Origin of the sequence: Streptomyces sp. MI02-7b, assembly GCF_033793585.1 — a bacterium.
In the GTDB taxonomy this organism is placed as follows: domain Bacteria; phylum Actinomycetota; class Actinomycetes; order Streptomycetales; family Streptomycetaceae; genus Actinacidiphila.
The window spans coordinates 54233-73188 of the sequence record NZ_JARAWX010000032.1 but is presented as its reverse complement, the minus strand read 5'-3'; the positions used below and the strand labels follow the sequence as shown (position 1 = coordinate 73188).

The 18956-nt window shown below is 71.8% G+C and carries 11 protein-coding genes; 6 read left to right on the top strand and 5 right to left on the bottom strand.

Translation table 11 applies throughout. The features are described from left to right. Positions 1–641 precede the first annotated feature (641 nt). On the bottom strand, positions 642–1133 hold the full coding sequence (locus tag PV364_RS35780) for a hypothetical protein (RefSeq protein ID WP_319664975.1): 492 nt from the start codon (positions 1131–1133) through the stop codon (positions 642–644). A 742-nt stretch (positions 1134–1875) separates the two neighbouring features. Between PV364_RS35780 and PV364_RS35775 the strand changes: the two genes are divergently transcribed. Continuing rightward, positions 1876–5979 carry a carboxypeptidase regulatory-like domain-containing protein gene (locus PV364_RS35775; protein WP_319664973.1) on the top strand — a complete coding sequence of 1368 codons (4104 nt, stop codon included), beginning with the start codon at positions 1876–1878 and terminating at the stop codon, positions 5977–5979. Positions 5980–6116: 137 nt separating this feature from the next. On the opposite strand, the gene PV364_RS35770 is transcribed toward PV364_RS35775, so the two are convergent. Next, positions 6117–7025 carry a helix-turn-helix transcriptional regulator gene (locus PV364_RS35770; RefSeq protein WP_319664971.1) on the bottom strand — a complete coding sequence of 303 codons (909 nt, stop codon included), beginning with the start codon at positions 7023–7025 and terminating at the stop codon, positions 6117–6119. Positions 7026–7189: 164 nt separating this feature from the next. On the opposite strand from PV364_RS35770, the gene PV364_RS35765 reads away from it, so the two are divergent. Continuing rightward, on the top strand, positions 7190–7624 hold the full coding sequence (locus tag PV364_RS35765; RefSeq protein ID WP_319664970.1) for a nuclear transport factor 2 family protein: 435 nt from the start codon (positions 7190–7192) through the stop codon (positions 7622–7624). A 67-nt stretch (positions 7625–7691) separates the two neighbouring features. Here the strand turns inward: PV364_RS35765 and PV364_RS41410 are convergent, their stop codons facing one another. Then, positions 7692–8447 carry a helix-turn-helix domain-containing protein gene (locus tag PV364_RS41410; protein WP_401979779.1) on the bottom strand — a complete coding sequence of 252 codons (756 nt, stop codon included), beginning with the start codon at positions 8445–8447 and terminating at the stop codon, positions 7692–7694. A gap of 239 nt (positions 8448–8686) precedes the next feature. Here PV364_RS41410 and PV364_RS35750 point away from each other — a divergent pair, with 239 nt between their 5' ends. Both PV364_RS35750 and PV364_RS35745 read left to right on the top strand, forming a co-directional pair. Next, positions 8687–9352: a DUF4097 family beta strand repeat-containing protein gene (locus PV364_RS35750; protein ID WP_319664969.1), complete on the top strand. Its 666-nt coding sequence runs from the start codon at positions 8687–8689 to the stop codon at positions 9350–9352. Positions 9353–9432: 80 nt separating this feature from the next. Then, positions 9433–10257, top strand: coding sequence for an alpha/beta hydrolase (locus PV364_RS35745; RefSeq protein WP_319664967.1), 825 nt, complete (start codon positions 9433–9435; stop codon positions 10255–10257). Positions 10258–10359: 102 nt separating this feature from the next. Here the strand turns inward: PV364_RS35745 and PV364_RS35740 are convergent, their stop codons facing one another. After that, a complete protein-coding gene (locus PV364_RS35740) occupies positions 10360–10908 on the bottom strand; it encodes a GNAT family N-acetyltransferase (RefSeq protein WP_319664966.1) in 549 nt (182 codons plus the stop codon). 773 nt (positions 10909–11681) lie between these two features. Between PV364_RS35740 and PV364_RS35735 the strand changes: the two genes are divergently transcribed. Beyond that, complete coding sequence (locus PV364_RS35735; RefSeq protein ID WP_319664964.1) at positions 11682–13163, top strand: CoA-acylating methylmalonate-semialdehyde dehydrogenase; 1482 nt, start codon at positions 11682–11684, stop codon at positions 13161–13163. Between the two features lie 354 nt (positions 13164–13517). Then, on the top strand, positions 13518–15008 hold the full coding sequence (locus tag PV364_RS35730) for an FAD-dependent monooxygenase (protein WP_319664963.1): 1491 nt from the start codon (positions 13518–13520) through the stop codon (positions 15006–15008). Between the two features lie 66 nt (positions 15009–15074). On the opposite strand, the gene PV364_RS35725 is transcribed toward PV364_RS35730, so the two are convergent. Next, positions 15075–18848 carry a S8 family serine peptidase gene (locus PV364_RS35725; protein ID WP_319664962.1) on the bottom strand — a complete coding sequence of 1258 codons (3774 nt, stop codon included), beginning with the start codon at positions 18846–18848 and terminating at the stop codon, positions 15075–15077. Positions 18849–18956 lie beyond the last annotated feature (108 nt).

The following is an 18956-nucleotide window of genomic DNA, read 5'->3' as shown; positions in this document are numbered from 1 at the left end:
CGGTCGAGGTGCGGGTGTGGACGTAATCCGCTGAGGGCCGACAGAGCCCTTCGAGGACCTCGAGGTGATCCGCAGAGATGCGGGCACGCCGACTGCGAGGTTCTGCCGACTGGTCGGCGTGCGCGAGCGGACCTGGCGGCGCCACCAGGCCTGCGCCCGCCAGGGCACGCCGGCGAAGGCCGCGGCCGCGCCCGGCCCGTGAGCGCGTCCGGGACGCCACCCGCCGCAAGGCCGCCTTCGCCACCGAGCCGAGCAGGCCGAACCAGGTCTGGCAGGTGGACTTCTCCGAGTTCGAGACCGCTGCGGGCGGGACCTGGCGGCTTGCGGGTTGCGGGTTGCCGGGACCCCTGGTCGGGTTGCGAACTGGGCCGGGGCCAACGTGCCGCAGACACTCTGTTGGGGAGTCATCGGCATCCGCCGCCATCTGCTCAGGTGGCGGCGGATGCCGTCGCCGGTCTCGATCGGGTGTGTACTGAGGGATGTTGACGCTGACGCCCCTGGGCCCGGCGGTGGGCGCCTACCTGGCCGACCGGCGCCGCGTGTCTCTGCATCCGGGCGGCCTCGCGCCATAGCCGTCGATGGCAAGGCGCTCAGGGGATCAGCCCATTCGACCGCGACGCGTCGGCATCTGCTCTCCGCGGTCACCCCGACACCGTCGTGACCGTCACCCCGATGGAGATCGGTGCGAAGCCGAACGGGACCACCTGCAAGCGTCCGCTGCTGGCGCTGCTGGACCTGACCGGCACCGTCGTCACTCTCGACGCCCTGCACTCGGGTTTGCCGGCGTCTACCCGAGTCACGGGTGTATGGCGGTCGCAGAGCAGTTCTGCGCCCCTGGTGAGATGTCGGCGGCACGTGCTGAAGGGTAGGTCCAGTGACTGTGCGGCCAGTTCCTGCAGGGCCCGCCGTCGGTGCGCCGACACCCCCGCCGACGACCTGCCCCCGTGCGGCCTGACGACCGTCAGGGACTGCCGACGATCAGCCAGACAGCAAGCCCCCAGCACCGCGAGGTACCCGCCGATGAAGATCGTCCTGCCGAGGCCCGCCCGCCCGGAGTTCTCGATCACCCGGCCGGTGATGCCGACGAGCGGTGCCCCGAGAACGATCAAGAGCAAGCCACTCGAGAAGTTCATGAGTCCCCCCATGGGGATCACCCCCCGGTGATTTCCACGGGACGAGCCCAGGCCACCCGATGACACATCGGAAAGCGTCGTCAGCCGCTGTCGCCCTGCCCACGTTGGGTTTCCCCATGACGCGAGGGTCTGGCCCCGACAGGAATCACAGCAGTCCCTGCTGCCTCCCCGCCCGCTGCGACCGACACACCGTGGAGCCCGCGCGGCTCAGGGCGTGACGGTGGAACACGCTGCCACTCGGCTCTGCCCGGATCCGTCCGGACCCGCTGCAGGAGGAGCGACGCCGACATCCGCCCGACCGGCGGGCAGGCGTGCGGCGGCACCATGACACCCCCGCACAGTGGTTTGACCAGCACAAATAGTCGGCCCCCCACGATGTGGCCGGTTCCATTCGGCGGCGCTGGCGGCTTCCCGTCTTGTGTCGTATTCACGCCCTCAATACTTTCCGTGAACGGTCACGCCTGACGAGACGCCGGCGTTCGCTCAGCGGACGCCGAGGCGCGGGCATTTGGCGACATTCCCAGCGGAAATACGTGGCCACCACACCCATGTGGTGACATTCGGTCACACCGTCCTCACAACATCCCCATTGACATGCACAGAACCCATCTCGCTAATGGGCCCCGGTGAACGCCCCGGCGCTCACCTCACCCAGGAGCCGTACGCGGCTCGATCCCAGCAAGCACGCATGGGAGTCACGTTGCACAGACCAGCGAGAACCGCACACCCTGTCCACCGGAGGGTGGCCAGGGGCCTGGCCGTCCTCGGCGCCGCCGCCATGGCGGTGCTCGGAGTACAGGCACCGGCAGGGGCGACGAGCGTCGCGGACGCGCGCCCGGCCGCCTCGGCCACCGGCGCGCGCCCGGCCTTCGAACCGACCTGTGACACGCCGAAGCCCGGCCAGTTCAGCTGCTTCGCCCTGCGCCGCACGGACGTGAAGCCGGTCAAGGGCCTGATGAAGGCGGCGAGCACCCCCGCCGGTTACGGCGCCGGCGATCTGCAGAGCGCCTACGACCTGCCCGCCGACGGCGGTGCCGGACAGACCGTCGCCATCGTGGACGCCTTCGACGACCCGACCGCCGAGTCGGACCTCGCCGTCTACCGGGCGCAGTTCGGGCTGCCGGCCTGCACCACGGACAACGGTTGCTTCCGCAAGGTCGACCAGCGCGGCGGCACCGACTACCCCACGCCGGACCCCGGGTGGGCAGGCGAGATCTCGCTCGACCTCGACATGGTCTCCGCGAGCGCGCCCAACGCGCACATCCTGCTGGTCGAGGCCGACGACAACAGCTTCGAGAGCCTGTCCGCCGCCGTCGACCAGGCGGTGGCGCTCGGCGCGAAGTACGTCTCCAACTCCTACGGCACCGACTACCGCGGCGGGAACGGCGAGGACCCGTCCGAGACCACGGAACTGGACGCCCACTACAACCACCCCGGCGTCGCGATCACCGCGTCCACCGGTGACTACGGCTACGGCGTGAGCTACCCGGCCGCCTCGCAGTACGTGACCGCGGTCGGCGGCACCACGCTGACCCGCGCCCCGTCCACGACCCGCGGATGGACCGAGTCCGCCTGGGGCGACGCCGGTTCCGGCTGTTCGCTGTACGAGCCCAAGCCCGCCTTCCAGCAGGACACCGGCTGTGACCACCGGTCCCTGGCCGACGTCTCCGCCGTCGCGCAGGACGTGGCGGTCTACCAGACCTACGGCAACGGCGGCTGGGCGGTCTACGGCGGCACCAGCGTCTCCTCGCCCATCATCGCCTCGGTGTACGCCGCCGCCGGCACCCCCGTCGCCGGCTCGTACCCCAACGCCTATCCGTACGCGGCGGGCACCGGCATCAACGACGTCACCACCGGCAGCAACGGCAGTTGTTCCCCGTCGTACCTGTGCAACGGCGCCACCGGCTACGACGGCCCGACCGGTCTCGGCACCCCCGCCGGCCTGACCGCGTTCCGCAGCGGCCCGCACGGCGTGATCACCGGCACGGTGACCGACAGCGCCACCGGCAAGGCCCTGGCCGGCGCGACCGTCAGCGCGGGCGACAACTCCGCCCGTACGGATGCCTCCGGTGCGTACTCGCTGACCGTGCCCACCGGCACCTACGACGTCTCCGTCGCGGCGTTCGGCTACGCCGACGGCTCCGCCGGCGGTGTCGTGGTCGACGACGACGCCACGGTCACCAAGAACTTCACCCTCGCCCCGGTGCCCAGCCAGACGGTCGCCGGCAAGGTCACCGACGGCGCCGGCCACGGCTGGCCGCTGTACGCCAAGATCACCGCGGACGGCGTCCCGGGCGCGGTGTGGACCGATCCGGCCACCGGCGCGTACAGCCTGGACCTGCCTCAGGGGCACTCGTACACCCTGCACGTCGCGGCGGCCACCCCCGGCTACAAGGCCGTCAGCAAGACGGTCACCGTCGGCGACTCCGCCCAGACGGTGGGCATCTCGGTCCCCGTCGACTCCTGGACGGCGACCCCGCCCGGATACAAGGTCGACGTGACCGGCACCAACGAGCCCTTCGACGCCACCGACGCCCCGCCGGCCGGCTGGAAGGTGGAGAACGCCGAGGACACCACGGGCGGCTGGGAGTTCGACGACCCGGGCAACCGCACCAACCGCACCGGCGGTGACGGCGCGTTCGCCATCGTCGACAGCGACCACTTCGGCGGTGGCGCCACCCAGGACAGCTCGCTGGTCAGCCCGGTCTACGACTTCACCGGGAAGAACGACCCCGAGGTGGCCTTCAACACCGAGTACAAGTCGTTCGGCGACCAGTCCGCGGTCGTCGAGGCGACCTCGGACGGCGGCGCGCACTGGACGAGGATCTGGGCCCCCGGCTCGGACGTCGCCGGCGACCGCATCGAGGCCTCGCTGTCGGACTTCGCCGGCAAGCCCGCGGTGCAGCTGCGCTTCCACTTCACCGGGAGCTTCGGCTGGTGGTGGGCCGTCGACAACGTTTTCGTCGGCGACCGGCACCTCACCGCCGTCCCGGCCGGCCTGGTCGTGGGCACCGTGACCGACGCCAACACCGGTGAGGGAATCGTCGGAGCCGGTGTCACCAGCCAGGACAAGCCCGCCGAGTCGACCACCACGGTGGCCACTCCCGACGACCCGAACCTGCCCGACGGCTTCTACTCCTTCGTCTCGACCGCCTTCGGCAGCCACCCCTTCACCGCGGCCAAGGCCAAGTACACCTCGGTGACCAAGTCGGTGAAGACCGGGGCCGACAGCGCCGTCCAGGCCAACTTCAAGCTCAAGGCCGGCAAGGTCACCATCACCCCGGCCTCCGTCTCCGCCTCCGTCGCCTGGGGCGGTGCCAAGACCCAGAAGCTGACCGTCAAGAACACCGGTGGCGCAGCTGCCACGGTCAAGCTCGGCGAGCAGTCCGGCGGCTTCACCCAGCAGGCCAAGGGCGCCGCGCTGCAGACCGTCAAGGGTGACTTCAACCCGCTGTCCAGCAAGGCCCACGCGGCGTCCGGCGCGGCCAAGCCGTCCGCGGCGGCCCCGGCGGACGACACCTGGCAGAGCGCCCCGGACCTGCCGGGCGCCCTGATGGACAACGCCGTCGCCACCCTCGACGGCAAGGTCTACTCCGCCTTCGGCTACAACGGATCCACCGACGTCAAGGACCTGTACGTCCTCGACCCGGTCGCCGGCAGCTGGACGAAGCTGGCGAGCGCCTCCGACACCCGGGAGGACCCCGCGCACGGGTTCATCGACGGCAAGCTCTACGTCGCCGGTGGCTGGGGCCCGACGGGCGCCCCGGACGGGAAGCTGGAGATCTACGACCCGCAGTCGGACAGCTGGACCACCGGCGCGTCCGCGCCGAAGCCGTACGCGGGCTCCGGCACCACCGTCCTGGACGGCAAGCTGTACATGATCGGCGGATGTGCCGCCGACTCGTGCGGCACCACCGACGCGAGTGTCTACGACGCCGCCACCAACAGCTGGTCCCAGATCGCCGCCTACCCCGAGGCCATCTCGTGGGAGGCCTGCGGCGCCATCGACGGCCAGATCTACTGCGCCGGCGGTCTGGGCGCGAGCAACAACGACGTCACCCACACCTACGCCTACGACCCGGGCACCGACAGCTGGTCCCAGCTCGCGGACGTACCGGCCCCCCAGTGGGGTACCTCCTACGCCGCGGCCAACAGCCGGCTGATCCTCGTCGGCGGTGTCGGGAACAACGCCCTGACCAACCGCAGCCAGGCCTTCGACCCGGCCTCCGGCACCTGGGGCGAGCTCCCCAACGCCAACCTCGCCACCTACCGCGGCGGCGGCGCGCCCGGCTTCTACAAGGTCGGCGGCGGCAACGCCCCCGGCACGCCGGTCGGCAAGGTCGAGGTGCTCCCCGGCTACGACCAGACCGGATCGGGTGACGTGGACTGGCTGAGCACGAGCGTCCAGCAGCTCACCCTGGAGCCCGGTGCCAGCACCACCGTCACCGTCTCCCTGGACGCCTCGGCGGCCTCGGTGACCCAGCCCGGTGACCTGACCGCCGGTCTGAGCGTGGGCACCGACACGCCGTACTCCGTGCCGCGCATCCCGGTCACCCTGCACGTCGACCCGCCCAAGACCTGGGGGAAGATCGCCGGTCTCGTCCTGGGCAACACGGCGGGCGGCGGCACCGCGCCGCTGGCCGGGGCGACCGTGCAGATCGACAGCTGGGCCTCGACCTACACCCTCACCACCGGCTCAGACGGCACCTACGGGTTGTGGCTCGACACCCGTAACAACCCGCTGACCGTCATCGTCGCCAAGGACGGCTACCAGCCGACCGTCGCCACGCTGAAGCTGAAGAAGGGAGCGACGGTCACCGGCAACTTCACCCTCAAGCGCAAGTAGCTCCGGAAACGCGGCCGGAAAGGGCGCCGGCGGCTCCGGGAACGGGGCCGCCGGCGCGCCCCGGGCGTGAACCGCGGTACGACGGACGGCCGGTCCCCTCGGGGGGCCGGCCGTCCGTCGTCGCCCGGTGGCGCCGCTCAGGGCTGTGGGGGCCGCGGGGATGATGGTGTGCCGGCGGACGCGGCGTCCTCTTCCAGCCCGGCGGTGGTGGACCAGCTCGCGAGCAGCTTCAGGCCGTCCTCGGCGGCGGACCCGGGAGGCGCGCTGTAGACGACCACGCTCAGGCCGCTCTCGTCCGGCAGGCTCATGGTCTCCTGGTCGAGTTCCAGATCGCCGACGAGCGGGTGGTTCAGGCGTTTGGTGCTGTCGCGGAAGACGTGGACGCTCTGGGACCCCCACATCACGCGGAAGGCGTCGCTGCGGGTGGACAGTTCACCGATCAGGTTCGACAACTCCCGGTCGTGGGGGTGCTTCCCCGCCTCGACGCGCAACGCGCCCACGGCGAAGCGGGCCATCCGCTCCCAGTCGGTGTAGAACCGCCGTGCCGCGGCGTGGAAGAACGCGAAGCGGGCGACGTTCCCCTCGCACGCCGGGTCGGCGAACATCTCCGAGTACAAGGCCCGGCCCAGCGGGTTGGCGGCCAGCGTGTCGAGGCGGTTGTTCATCACGTACGCGGGCATCCCTGGCATCCCCTCCACGATCCGCGCCACACTCGCCCGCACCGCCGGCCGGGCCTCCCGCCGCGGGGACCGCGCCCGGGCCGCCGGCCCCGCGGCCCGGGCCAGGTCATGCAGGTACATGCGCTCGGTGTCGTCCAGCCGCAGGGCCTGGGCGAGAGCGTCCAGCACGCTGTCGGAGACACCCTTGAGGTTGCCGCGCTCCAGGCGCGTGTAGTACTCCACGCTCACCCCGGCGAGCGCCGCGACCTCGCCCCGGCGCAGTCCGGGCACCCGCCGCTGCCCGTACACCGGCAGACCCGCCTGCTCGGGGGTGATCTTCTCGCGTCGGGAGCGGAGGAATGCGCTGACTGCGCCCCGGTTGTCCATGACGACAGGGTAGGCAGGCCGCGCCCCCGGTGGGGGTCCCTGCCGGTACCCCTCACAGCGCGGACTCCCCCGCCGGCGCCGCCTGGCGTTGCATGGTGACTGCCCCGGTCCACCGGGGTCCGACCGGACCTCGGGACCTCGGCCCGACTGAAGGGACACCCACGATGAACGACCGGATCGAGACAGCGCCGCAGAACCCCGCGGACGTCGTACGAGCGCTGTACGACGCCCTCGCCAAGGGCGACGTGCCCGGTGTGCTGGCGCTGCTCGCCCCCGAGGTGATCGTCGACGAACCGGACCAACTCCCCTACGGCGGCGTGCACCAGGGCCGCGAGGCGTTCGTCCGGTCGGTTCTGGGCGCGATGACGGGCTACGCCGACGTGGCCATCACCGCGGCCGAGGTGTTCCAGGGCCCGGCCGGCGTGGTCGGAACGCTCACGGGAACACTCACGGCCCACACCACCGGTGAACGGTTCCCGCTGACCATGGTCGAGATCCACCAGGTCGAGAACGGCGCGGTACACAAGATCGACGTCTACACCAAGAACCCGCACGAACTCGCCGCGTTCTACGCGCGCGCCGAGGCGGCGACCGCCTGACGGCCCCTGTCGCGGCCGGGGCGCCGGCCCCGGCGCGGGCAACTCGGCCGTTCCTCCGGACATCTGGCTATCCGTGGTCCGGGGGCGTCCGGGTGGTGTCGTCCGCGGTGCTCTCGGGCTTGGCGTGGAGGACCTCGCGGGCCTGCTCGGCGGCGCGGGTGATGCTCTCGCTGATGAAGTCGAGGAAGCGGGCGATGTTCTCCAGGCGCGCGGCCGCCGGGGTCTGCGGGCCGAGGACCGCCACTCCCTGGCGGGCCGTGGCGACGAGTTGGTCGTTGGCCCGGGCGCTGGCGATCGTGGCCTGGTAGAAGAGCTCGTTGTCGACGACGTAGCGGTCGCGGCGGCGTTCGTCACGTTCTCGGCGGACCAGGCTCTGACTCTCCAGGAACGTGATCGCCTTGGAGATCGACGCCGGGCTCACCTGCAGGCGCTGGGCGAGTTCGGACGCGGAGAGACTGCCCGCGTCGGTGGTGAACAGACAGGTCAGCACCCGGGCCGTCATCTTGCTCAGGCCCGAGGCCATCAGCACGGTCGTGAAGGTCTCTTCGTACTCGGCCACCGCCGCGGCATCACGTCCGTGCGGCTGCGGGACCGACTCCGCCCCCCGCGTGGCAGCGGGCCTGCGCCGGTGCGCGCGGTGCTCGGTGGCGCGGTGGGCCAGGTCGGCGCGGTAGGCGGTGGGGCCGCCGTTGCGCATCACCTCGCGCGTGACCGTCGAGGTCGGGCGCTCCAGACGCCGGGCGATCTCCGCATACGGCAGGCTGTCGGCCAGCCCCAGCGCGATCTGCTGGCGTTCGGACTGAGTGAGCCTGCCTCCCGGCATCGTCATCTCCCTGGGTTGTTCCTCGGATCGGTCCCCGGTCCGGCCACTATAGCGTTCACCTCTCGATCATTGCAATGATCGGAACTGCAGCCGTTGCGTTCTCCTCAGCATCGTTGCAATGGTTTTATGGCACTGGCCTGCATGATTACTGATTTGATGCAACAAGGGCGTTGCCTACATATGGAAAGCAACGTAGCGTTTCCGATGTCAGAAACATTGAGACGACACGGGAGACCACGATGCACACGTTCGACACCGCCGCCCCGATCTCCGCCGTCCTGGACGTCCCCGCCGGGCGCGTCCGGTTCGTCGCCGCCGACCGCACCGACACCACCGTCGAGGTCCTGCACGCCGACCCGGGCAAGAGCCGCGACGCCGCGACCGCCCAGCAGACCGCCGTCTCCTACGCCGACGGCGTCCTGCGGGTCACCACCCCGGCCCCCGACAACCGGCTCGTCGGGCGCCGCGGATCCCTGGAGATCACCGTCCACCTGCCCGCCGGCTCTCACGTCCGGGCCACGACCGCCGCCGCCGAACTGCACAGCGCCGGACGCCTCGGCGACATCGCCTTCGACGGTGCGTACCGCAAGATCACGATCGACGAGGCCGCGAGCGTCCGCCTCACCGCCGTCGACGGCGACGTCGAGATCGGCCGGCTCGACGGCCCCGCGCAGATCACCACCGCACGCGGCGACATCACCATCGCCGAGGCCGTCCAGGGCACGGTCGTGCTCCGCACCGAGACCGGCAACATCACGGTCACCGCCGCCGCCGGCGTCTCCGCGGTCCTCGACGCCGGCACCGGCCACGGCCGCATCGGCAACGCCCTCAAGAACGACGGCGCCGCCGGCCTCGACATCCGCGCCACCACCGCCCGCGGCGACATCACCGCCCGCAGCCTCTGACCGACCCCCACCGGCAACCGCCCGGCCGAGCCCACCACGACCCGACGCACACGACACCCGACACGAGCAGAGGGAAACACATGACGAAGAACAGCTCCTCCTCGACGAGTCCGCAGTGGACCGGCATGGTGCCCGTCGACGACACCGCCCTGGCCGTCACCGACTCCGGCGGCCCCGGCATCCCCGTGGTGTACCTCAACGGCCAGTTCGCCACCCAGGGGTACTGGCGCCGCGTCATCGCCGAACTCGGCCCGCAGTGGCGGCACATCACCTACGACGAGCGGGCCCGCGGCAGGAAGTCGAAGCGTTCGGCGGACTACTCCTTCGAGGCCGCCGTCCGTGACGTCGACGCGGTCCTCGCCGCCCGGAACGTCGACCGGGCGCTGGTGGTGGGCTGGTCCTACGGCGCCGTCGTCGCGGCGCACTGGGCCCGCCGCAACCCGCAGCGCGCTCTGGGCGCGGTCCTGGTCGACGGCGCGTTCCCCCACGACTGGCTCGACGACGCGATGGAGCGACGCATCCGCAAGCTGTTCCGGCGCATGAGCTGGTTCCTGCCCCTGCTGCGCCCGACCGGCCTGGCCCCGCGGATGAACGCCGAGCAGCAGGCCGACAGCAACATCGAACTCGGCAGGCTCTCCCGCGAACGCGAACTCGGCCCCGTACTGGACGACATCGCCGTCCCCGTCCGCTACGTCGTCGCCTCCGGCACGTCCTTCGGAAGCCGCGGCGACGAACAGGAACGCATCCGCGCCGGCCTCGACGCCGTGACCGCCCGCAACCCCCGCATCGAGATCGCCGCGAAGGTCACCAGCAACCACGGGGCCATCCTGAAGAAGGACTACCCCGCCGTCGCCCAGGCCCTTCGGGACATCGCCCCGCGCCCCGAAAGCCCGGACGGACCGTGAGAGGTGAGTGCCCGTCGGCCACGAGCCCGCTCTTGAATGTGAATGCGTGGTGTCGGGCCCGCCGCTCGGTGGTGACGCCGTCCGGCGGCAATGAGCACGAGCTCAACCGGACGGCGAGACCGGGGACAGGACGCCACACCACTGCTCGGCGCCGTAGTCCTCAAACCGCGCCACCTCGGTGAAACCCAGCTTCGTCGCGAGCCGCGTCGAGCGGACGTTGGCGGTCTGGGAGGTGAGCACGACCGGCTCACCGGGAAGCGTGTCGGCGAACCAGTCGAGGGCCGCTGCGCACGCCTCGGTGGCGTAGCCGTGTCCCCACGCCTGAGGGAGGAACATGTAGCCGAGCTCGGCCTCGCCGCCTTCCGGGCGGACGTGACCCGGCCGCTCGGTGGCACGCCGGTCGAGCGTGACGATGCCGATCAACGCTCCGTCGAGCTCGACCACGAAAAAGCCGGGGCGTTGCCCAGGCACCTCAGACACCGAGCGCTCCAGCTCATCACGCGGCCGAGGGCCACCGATGTGGGTGCCCACCTCTGATGAGGCGAACAGCTCGATCAGCCCGGCGCGGTCGCGGGCCTCGGACTCGCGGAGCACGAGCCGCTCGGTCGTGATCGGGGCAGGTGGCCAGGTGACCGGTCCGAGTTCAATCATGGCGGGCAAACTAACGCACGCCCGCCGGGCATGGACCCCTCATCGCCGCATGCTGGGCCCGGCACGTGCGGGCGGCAGGCCCGACACCACGCATGCGCATTCAGTCGCATGGGCGCATGGTCCATCGCGAGCAGCCGCAACTGTCGGGATTCGGGCGGCCGGCGGACCAGGACGGACGCAGCGATGCGGCAGTGCTCCTGCACGGGCACCGTGTCCCCCCTCGATGCGCCGCCGGATCGCCGAGCACCCCGACCCTGCCATCCGGGACGCCCACGCGGGACTTCATCCGGCCCTGCGGCGTCTCGCCGCCGACGAGGACTCGTTCCTGCGTGCGGGCGTGGCCCGGCACCCCAACGTCAGCCCGGACGTGCCGGGGCGACTGCCGGCGGACCCGGAAGCCAAGGTCGCCGCCGGCGCGGCGGCGAATCCCGCGCCGGCACAGGCGGATCGACCACATCCTTGCCGCCGGGCTCTGACCGGCCTCACGCACCGCCCCGGGCGGGGCGACCGCAGCCCGCGAGGCACAAGGGAGGGCAGTGACCCGCGCCACCACACTGCTGGACCGGTCGCAGGCACATCGGGCCGCGGGCCTCCCGTCCGCCTCTTCGCGGGGATCTGAGCAGTAGATTCCAACTCAGCGGTGCCGGCCCCGAGGGCGTGGTGGCACCTGCTCGGCTGAGGGCGCGGCCCCGTCCGGCCGCGATCAAGGCGTGTGAGGTGCGGCGACCAGACCCTCGCTGCCCGCCGCCGTCATTCTTGGAGGAGTTCTGCCGATGAAGACCGTCACCCATTGGATCGGTGGCAAGCCCTTCGTCGACGCTTCGGGTGCCTCCGGCACCTGGGGCGCCGTCACCGACCCCGCGACCGGCGAGGTCACCGCCCGGGTGGCGATGGCCGGCGCGGAGGAGGCCGACGCGGCGGTCGCCGCGGCGAAGGAGGCCTATGCGACGTGGCGTACGACCCCGCTCGCCCGGCGGATCGCGATCCTCTTCCGTTACCGTGCCCTGCTGGACGCGCGCCGCGACGACATCGCCGCACTGATCACCGCCGAACAGGGCAAGGTCCACGCGGACGCGCTGGCGGAGGTGGCCCGGGGCCTGGAGATCGTCGAACTGGCCTGCGGGATCGGCACGGCACTCAAGGGCGACACGTCCACGGAGGTGTCGAGCCGCGTCGACGTGGCGTCGATCCGGCAGCCGCTCGGCGTGGTCGTCGGCATCTCGCCGTTCAACTTCCCCGCCATGATCAGCATGTGGATGTTCCCCATGGCGATCGCCTGCGGGAACACCTTCGTCCACAAGCCGAGCGGGAAGGCACCGTCGGCGTCCCTGCTCCTCGCGGAACTCGCGGCCGAGGCCGGGGTGCCCGACGGCGTGCTCAACATCCTGCACGGCGGCAAGGTCGCGGTGGACGCGCTGCTCGACCACCCGGACGTGGCGGCGGTGTCGTTCGTGGGCTCCACGCCGGTCGCCCGCCACGTCTACAGCAGGGCGTCCGCGAGCGGCAAGCGCGTCCAGGCCCTCGGCGGAGCGAAGAACCACATGCTGGTGCTGCCCGACGCGGACCTCGACGCGGCGGCCGAGGCGGCCGTGTCCGCCGCCTACGGCTCCGCGGGCCAGCGCTGCATGGCCGTCTCCGTGGTGGTCGCGGTCGGCTCGGCGGGCGACGCGCTGGTCCCCCGGATCGTCGAGCGGGCCACGAAGCTCACCATCGGCCCGGGCAACGACCCGAAGTCCGAGATGGGCCCGCTCGTCACCAGGGCACACCGCGACGAGGTCGCCGAATACGTCGCGGGCGCGGCCGCCCAGGGAGCGGACGTGGTGCTCGACGGCAGGGGCTTCACCGTCGAGGGCCTGGAGAACGGGTACTGGATGGGCATCTCGCTGCTCGACAAGGTCAGTACGGACTCCGACGCCTACCGCGACGAGATCTTCGGTCCCGTCCTGTGCGTGGTGCGCGCCGAGACGTACGACGAGGCCATCGGCATCGTCAACGGCTCCCGCTTCGGCAACGCCGCCTCGATCTTCACCCGCGACGGCGGCGCGGCGCGCCGGTTCCAACGGGAGGTCGAGGCCGGCATGGTGGGCGTGAACGTGCCGATGCCGGTGCCCGTGGGCTACCACTCCTTCGGCGGCTGGAAGGACTCGGCCTTCGGTGACCACCGCATGTACGGCAGCGAGGCCGTGCACTTCTACACGCAGGGCAAGGTCATCACGAGCCTGTGGCCGGAGCCGGACCGCCCTGAGCCGCGCTGAGCCCCGCAAGGCCGCGCGCGGTCCGGCGACGATGCGTTCGCGCTCTGCCGCCGCGCGGTAGTACCGCGCGGCGACGAGCGGGGCCGCCCCCCGGCCGCGCCTGCAGGCCAACGGCTGCGGACCGGCCACCGCATCCTCCGCTCCTGTCCCGGCCGCACCTGACAGGGTGCGCAGCGCCGGCCCGGCCGCCGACGCGGCTCGGGGCGACCAACTCCCCTGCGCGGCAGTCGTGTTGACCGGGACCGGACGGTCGGCCTGGCCGCGGTTCTCTGTTACTGTCCCCGCCGACAGGCCACTGCGGGGGCGCGGATCGACCGACCGCGCCCGTGGATCCACTCATCGGCGGAGGAACGCATGAGAGAGGCCGTTGTCGTCGGTGCCGGGCCGACGGGCCTGTGGCTGGCGGCGGAACTGCGTCTGGCGGGCGTCGACGTGACGGTCGTCGAGCGGCGCGAGGAGCGCTTTCCCCATTCGAAGGGGTTCACGATCCATCCGCGGACGATGGAGATCTGGGCGTCGCGCGGAATCGCCCACCTCTTCCTCGACGAGGGCAGGAAGATCCCGAACTCGCATTTCGGGCTGCTCGACCAGCGCGTCGACTTCAGCGCGCTGGACACCCCCTTCCCCCACATCCTCGTCCTGGGGCAGCCGCGGGTGGAGGAACTGCTGGAGCGGTACGCCCTGGACCTGGGTGTGGACATCAGGCGTGGGCACTCCTTCGCCGGCCTGACGCAGGATGCCGGTTCCGTGGTGGTCCGCGTGGAGAGCGCGACCGGGACGTATCCGTTGGAGGCGGACTACCTGGCCGGGTGCGACGGCGCCGCGAGCGGGGTCCGCAAGGCCGCCGGGATCGCCTTCCCGGGAACGGAGTCCACCGCGTACACCTGGATCGCCGACGTCACCCTCGACGACCCGCCCGCGGTCCCGTACTTCCAGCGCAACAGCGCCGCGGGCCAGGCCCTCGTCGTGCCCATGGGCAACGGCGTCCACCGTGTCGGCGGGGTCAACGCCGATGAGGACGGGGACGAGGACTGGACGGAACACGCCGGGGCGGAGGAGCTCCGCACCCGGCTGGCGGCCATCGCCGGCTCGGACTTCGGCCTCCGCGATCCCCTCTGGATCTCCAGGACGGGATCCGCCAACCGGCTCGCCGAGCGGTACCGGCGCGGACGCGTCCTTCTCGCCGGAGACGCCGCCCACCGCATCTTCCCGGTCGGCGGCCTGGGCTTGAACGTCGGCCTGCAGGACGCCTGGAACCTGGGGTGGAAGCTCGCGGCCACCCTGCGGGGCTGGGCTCCCGACGGGCTGCTGGAGAGCTACCACGACGAACGCCACGGCGCCGGGCTCGCCCTGATGGAACTCGTCCGCGCCCAGACCTCGCTCATGACCGACTTCCGGCCGGATCTGCTGTCCCTGCGCTCGGTGCTGAACCGGGCCGTGGCCGACGTGCCCGCCTTCTCCGCATTGCTGGCGAAGGAACTGTCCGGGCTCGCCGTCGCCTATCCGCCGGGCGGTGACGCCCATCCTCTGGTCGGCCACCGGGCCCCGGACATCCGGCTCTCCGACGGCAGGGGACTCTTCTCGGTCCTCGCCCCCGACCGGTACGTGCTGCTGGTGGCCTCGAAGGCGGACGCGGAGGCCGTGTCCGCCCTCGCGGGGAACGCGCCCCCGCCGCACGTGCTGACCGTGGTCGCGGACGACCCGGGCGCGGCCCGGACGGAGTGGGACCGGCTCCGCGCGGCGCTGATCCGTCCGGACGGCCATGTCGCCTGGGCCGCGCGGGCAGGCGGGGACGGGACGCTCGCGGCTGCCGCGGCAGCCGCGCTCGCCGCCGTCCGGCGCTGACCGCGAGGCCTCTGAGCGGCCGGTGCCCCACCCCGGCAGGGGCGGGGCACCGGCCGCCGGCACGGGCTACTTCAGACCGAAGGCCCGCGTGACGGTCTGGGTGATACCGCCGCCGTTGCGCTGCTTGGCGGTGACGCGGACGGACACGTAATCCGCGCGGGCCGGCGCGTGGAGCACCGTCCGCCAGCTGCCCTTGCTCTCCTTCAGCTCCTGCGACCGCCAGGACTTCCCGTCGTCGTAGGACACGTCCACCTTGACCGAGGAGACCGCGTCCTTGGCCGCGTCACTGCCGGCGACAGTGGGAGTGACGGAGAAGGCAGACGTGCGCTTCGCCCGTCCCGCGGCGTCCAGTTCCGTTCCGTAGTCGAGTTGGGCCAAGGGGATGGCCTGGTCCTCGGCGTTGCCGGAGAGGAAGGTCCACTCGGTGTGCGTGGCGCTGGAATAGGGCGTGAAGTCGGTGTTCCCCTTCGTGTCAACCACGAGCCGGTACGGGAGGCTCTCCGGTGCCAGGTCGCCCACTCCGAGATCGGGCCGCGGCCCGTTCTGCGCCAGCAGCCGGTCCCCCTGGTAGAGCGCGAAGCTCCGCGACCACAGGGATGAGGTCAGGCCGCTGTGGGCGGACCCACCGTCACCGAATCCCGCGATCGTTCCTCCCATGCCGTTGCCGACACGGTGCGGGACCTCGAAGCCGAGGATGCGCGGCCGGGTGATGGGGCCGAACCAGCGTTCGCTGTGCACGCTGCCCGGCTTGTAGCCCACGATGTCGCTGAAGGTCGACCAGTCGTCGGTGGTCGCGTACTGCTGCCACTTGACGCCGTTCTTGGCGGAGACCCAGTCGGTACGGTGCCCGGCGGCGACCGGTTCCCTGGGGAAGGCAGGGACCCGCACCGACCCGTACACCGCGTAGGGGTAGGCGGCCGGCCAGTACTCGTACGAGGGGCTGTCCTCCCGGCTCTCGGTGACCTGCTTGCCGGCGGGCGGGGCGAAGTCGTTCTCGATGCGCGCGAGGCTGCCGGGATCCGTTGCCGCCGAGGGGTCCTGCGGGATGCCTCCCTGGTGGTAGTCGGCCAGGTCGTACAGGTACTTCGGCGAAGGATGGGCCTCGACGGTCAGTCTCGCTCCGCCCTTCCCCGCGGACCTGATCTTCTTGATGAGGGCTTCGCCCTCGTCCGTGGTGAGCGTGGCGACCGGGAGCGGACCGGTCGTCATGCCGTCCGGGTCGCCGTACCAGTCGATCTTGCGGCCGTCGGTGTCGTTGACGACCAGAAGCATCGCGGCCCCGGCGGTCCGCGCCGCGGCTGCCTGGTCGGTGGGGGCCGCCGCCGCGCTGCTGCGGACGACGACGGCCTTGCCGCGCGCGGACACTCCGGCGTAGTCGGCGGCCGTTCCGTCGCCGGCGAACACGGCGTCGACGTGCGCGGTGCCGTCCTTGAACGGGCGGGATCCGGGTTGCACCAGCAGGGTGTCGTCGAGGCTGCGCCCGCCGTAGGTGATCTTCAGCGGAGTCTGCTTGGCGCGGATGCGGGTGGTGAAGACGAAGCTGCCCTTCTTCACCTTGCCCTTGGTCGGCAGGGCCCACAGGCTGTCGTAGGCGGGCGAGGGAATGAGGATCTCGTGCAGCGCCTGCCAGTCCGCGGGCGTGGGCTTGCTCGAGGTGAAGGAACGGAACAGGTCGATCCTGCTGGTGGTGACGGACGTGGGCTTGGGCGTGGCCACCTTGACCTGGCGTATGCCCGAGGCGTTGAGCTCCACGGTCCGGTCGGCCGTCAGGTCGAGCTCGGGAACGGTCAGCACCGCGTATCCCAGGGAGTGCGGGCCGTGGCGGCCCTCCACGTCCAGGGTGGAGACGACGGTGTAGGAGCCGGGGGCCCAGCGGCTGGTGAGCGTACCGTCCGGGACCCACAGGACGGTGGTCTTCCCGTCGGCGCCGGTGATCTCGACCTCTCCGCTGACGGGCTTGCCCGCCCGGTCCTTGAGGTGGACGGTCAGTGCGTACTTCTCGGACTCGACGGACAGGCCCACGGCCGTGTGCACCGCACCGGCCGACGAACGGGCGGTGACCTGGGCGGCGTACTGGCCGGCCGCCAGTCCCTTCGGGTCCGCCACGAGGCCGACCGTCGAGGATCCGCGGGCCGGGACCGTGACGTGGTCGGCGGCGAGGGTGAACACACCCGCGGGCGAGGCGCCGCGAGGGGTCGAGAGCTGCAACGTGATGGACCGGTCGGTGGTGTTGGTGTAGGTGATCTGCCGTGTGACCGGCTTCCGCTGCTTGCCGGGCGACCAGGGGACGAGCCCGGCGTCCACGGATCCGGTCGCGACGATCTGGTCCTTCAGGTAGGCGGCGGCCACGTCCAGGCGGCCGGTGCCTGCCTGGTAGGGGGTGTAGTCGGGCGTCAGGACGCTGGTGCCCATGAGCGCGTCCTTGATCTGCTGCCCGGTCCACGCCGGGTGCTTCTGGGCCAGCAGGACCGCCGCGCCGGCGACGTGGGGCGCCGCCATGGAAGTGCCGCTGTCGGAACGGTAGTAGCCCTCACCGCCGTCGTTCATGTACTGGGAACGCGCCGCGAGCACGTCCACGCCGGGGGCCGTAAGGTCGGGCTTGAGGGCGTCGTCGCTCAGGCGGGGTCCGGCGCTGGAGAAGTCGGCGAGGTGGTCGGAGGAGTCCACCGCGCCCACGGTGAGCGCGGCGTCGGCGGTGCCCGGCGCGCTCACGCTGTAGGGGCTGTTGCCGCTGTTGCCCGCGGCGATGACGAACAGCGCGCCCGTCTCGGCGCTCAGCTGGTTGACCGCCTGGCTCAGCGGGTCGTCCTGGGTGTGCCATGCCGCGGTGCCCAGGCTCATGTTGATCACCTTGGCGTGCTCGGTCCGCGCCGCCCACTCCATGCCGGCGATGATCCCGGATATCGCACCCGAGCCGTTGTCGCCGAGGACCTTGCCCACGATCAGGTCCGCGCCAGGAGCGACACCGCGCTCCTTGCCGTCGGAGGCGGCGCCGGTTCCGGCGACGGTGGAGGCGGTGTGGGTGCCGTGGCCGTTCCGGTCGAGCACGTCGTCGCCCGGGACGAAACTGCGGGACGCCACAACGCGGCCCGCCAGGTCCGGGTGGGTGGAGTCCACGCCCGAGTCCAGCACCGCGACCCGTACCCCGGCGCCCGTGCCGCCGGCGGCCCAGGCGGCGGGAGCACCGACCTGTGCCGTGCTGTCGGCCAGGTCCGCCTCCGCCTTTCCGTCCAGCCACACCGTGGACACACCGGCGGCGAAGGACGGCGCGTGCGCGTCGTCCGTGGCCTCACCGGTCCGCGCGGTCGACCGCTGGACGTTCTCGTCCGGCCCGCCGGAGCCGGTGCCGGTGAGCGCCGACCAGAACGCGGCGGCCTTCGACCGCTGGGCGCGAACGGCCGTTCCGTGGACGGAGGGAAGGGCCAGGGTGGTCTTCGCCCCCGGCAGCAGTGTGTCGCCGGTGGCGGCGCTCGTGCGAGCGGACGCGACGTCGGGGTGGGTGATGATCAAGGGCAGCGCACTGGCGTGGGCGTCGTCGTAGCCCTGGGACACCAGCCGGGTGACGTTGAAGAGCTGCTTGTCCAGCCGCCCGGTCGCGACGTAGGGCATGGCCTCGTCGGGGTACACGAACGTGTCGCCGCCCTCGCCGACGACGCGCACCGACCCTGTCGCGCCCGGCGCACGCTTGACGTCGAGCGTGGGGGTACGCCCGTCCGACCCCTGAGCCACCGTCACCTTGTCTCCGGTGATCAGCGTCACCGTGACCGGCGGACGCTGCGCGCCGTCCGTCCCGGCCGAGGACGCGGCGGCCGGCAGTACCGGTGCGACACCGTGGGCCACCCCGGGGGTGGCCAGGGTGACGGCGAGAACCGCGGCAACCGATGCCGCAGATCTTCGGACAATGGGAACTCGCACTTTGTCTCCAAGGTCGACCATGGATCGCATCCG

What these genes read in the sequence shown, in the direction of transcription:
- PV364_RS35730 (WP_319664963.1), top strand. Translation starts at nt 13,518, where the DNA reads ATGAGAGAGGCCGTTGTCGTCGGTGCCGGGCCGACGGGCCTGTGGCTG.
- PV364_RS35735 (WP_319664964.1), top strand. Translation starts at nt 11,682, where the DNA reads ATGAAGACCGTCACCCATTGGATCGGTGGCAAGCCCTTCGTCGACGCT.
- PV364_RS35740 (WP_319664966.1), bottom strand. Translation starts at nt 10,908, where the DNA reads ATGATTGAACTCGGACCGGTCACCTGGCCACCTGCCCCGATCACGACC.
- PV364_RS41410 (WP_401979779.1), bottom strand. Translation starts at nt 8,447, where the DNA reads ATGCCGGGAGGCAGGCTCACTCAGTCCGAACGCCAGCAGATCGCGCTG.
- PV364_RS35770 (WP_319664971.1), bottom strand. Translation starts at nt 7,025, where the DNA reads ATGGACAACCGGGGCGCAGTCAGCGCATTCCTCCGCTCCCGACGCGAG.
- PV364_RS35780 (WP_319664975.1), bottom strand. Translation starts at nt 1,133, where the DNA reads ATGAACTTCTCGAGTGGCTTGCTCTTGATCGTTCTCGGGGCACCGCTC.
- PV364_RS35750 (WP_319664969.1), top strand. Translation starts at nt 8,687, where the DNA reads ATGCACACGTTCGACACCGCCGCCCCGATCTCCGCCGTCCTGGACGTC.
- PV364_RS35765 (WP_319664970.1), top strand. Translation starts at nt 7,190, where the DNA reads ATGAACGACCGGATCGAGACAGCGCCGCAGAACCCCGCGGACGTCGTA.
- PV364_RS35745 (WP_319664967.1), top strand. Translation starts at nt 9,433, where the DNA reads ATGACGAAGAACAGCTCCTCCTCGACGAGTCCGCAGTGGACCGGCATG.